Source organism: Candidatus Obscuribacterales bacterium, assembly GCA_036703605.1.
Lineage (GTDB): Bacteria > Cyanobacteriota > Cyanobacteriia > RECH01 > RECH01 > RECH01.
The window spans coordinates 1-1,501 of sequence record DATNRH010000139.1 but is presented as its reverse complement, the minus strand read 5'-3'; the positions used below and the strand labels follow the sequence as shown (position 1 = coordinate 1,501).

The 1,501-nt window shown below is 56.6% G+C and carries 2 protein-coding genes; one reads left to right on the top strand and one right to left on the bottom strand.

Translation table 11 applies throughout. The features are described from left to right. Nucleotides 1-869: hypothetical protein (locus tag V6D20_02865; protein HEY9814735.1), on the top strand; the 869-nt coding region annotated here is incomplete at its 5' end. Nucleotides 870-884: 15 nt separating this feature from the next. Here the strand turns inward: V6D20_02865 and V6D20_02860 are convergent. Continuing rightward, complete coding sequence (locus V6D20_02860) at nt 885-1,403, bottom strand: hypothetical protein (protein ID HEY9814734.1); 519 nt, start codon at nt 1,401-1,403, stop codon at nt 885-887. Nucleotides 1,404-1,501: the final 98 nt, after the last annotated feature.

Sequence of the window (1,501 nt, the reverse complement as noted above, 5' to 3'; positions counted from 1 at the left end):
GTAAGTCACTCCAACAAGCTAACCGCGGTTCCATGTATCCCGGAATGTTTGCCTCTCTTCATCCTGCAGGTCCCATGCTCCACCAGTATGGCACTACCGGTACCCCTGTCGACATTGATGCCGACTGGACCATCGACCAGCTGGACCAGGCGGTCGCCTACGGCTCCCATCCCTCTGCCCGAGCTCCGGAAGCAGCCCAGTGTGTCCGGGACGAGGCCTTGGAAAAGGTCAAAGTCGGCTACTGTCGTGTTGTCAAATGGAGTGACATGCGTCAAGCGCTCCTCAAAGGCCAACAGCACACCAAGATCAGCCCCCTAGCCGCCATCCCGCACAAGAGCCGCAAGTTTCGCATGCTCCTTGACCTCTCAGCCAAAGCTCGCCGCACTGAGACCATGCGCAACACCATGGGCACAACTGTTAATGATGCCACCAACAAAGACACGGCTCCTCTCCACTCCATGTCCCAACTTGGATCAGTTCTCCCACGAATCATCTTCCAGCTGGCCACCCTGTCCGAAGAAGCTGGCCCTATCATGAGTGTCAAGTTTGACATCAAAGATGGTTTCTGGCGCATGGCTGTGCCTCTAGATGCGGAATCTGAGTTCTGTTATCCCCTGCCCAAATTGGATCCCGCCGAAGACACCCACATTGTCATCCCTGCCTCCCTGCAAATGGGCTGGACGAGTTCTCCCCCGTTCTTCTGTGCTGCTTCCGAAACCGGTCGCGACATCGCGGAATGGCTTCGCTTGTTTGACCACTTACCGGCTCATGTCATGGAAGATGCCACTCTGGCTCCCACCGATCCCCAACTCCTCCACCCTTTCGTCATCCCCTCCCACTGGACCGATGCCGACTATGCCGCCTACTGACGCCAAATCGAGTACCTACTGGAGATCTTCGTCGATGACTACATTGCTCTCGTCCAAAGCCAGGACCCTGAAGTCCTCCGCCACCACTCCAGAGCCCTCCTGCACGCCATCCATCAGATCTTCCCCAGTGCCCCACTCACTGACATTGCCAATGACCCAGTCTCCCAAAAGAAACTCCTCGAAGGCGAAGGGGTGTGGGCCATTCGAAAAGAGATCCTGGGGTGGATCATGGATGGGCTCCACCGCACCATTGAGCTCCCAACTACAAAGATCACCAAGATACAAGCCACCATTGCCGAACTCAGACGCAAACAGCATTGCTCCCTCTCCGATCTCGAATCCATCGCTGGCAAGCTCCAACATGCAGCCATGGGAGTCCCCGGTGGCAAGGGCCTCCTTCAGCCCTTGTATAAGCTTATGGCCATCCATCGAGTCACAAATCGTGCCATCCAGCTCCCTCCGCACTGCGCAGCTAGTCAGGCCCTCCACGAGTTCAGCACCCTTTTCAAAATAATGGGAAACCGCCCCACCCATTGTAAGGAGTTGGTCCCCGGTATCCCTGCCTACATTGGGTACTGTGATGCATGCCTGCACGGAGTTGGTGGGACTGGCATGGCCACACCAACAAGCTC

Coding starts and splice junctions, on each gene's coding strand:
- V6D20_02860 (HEY9814734.1), bottom strand. CDS start 1,403: ATGGGTGGGGCGGTTTCCCATTATTTTGAAAAGGGTGCTGAACTCGTG.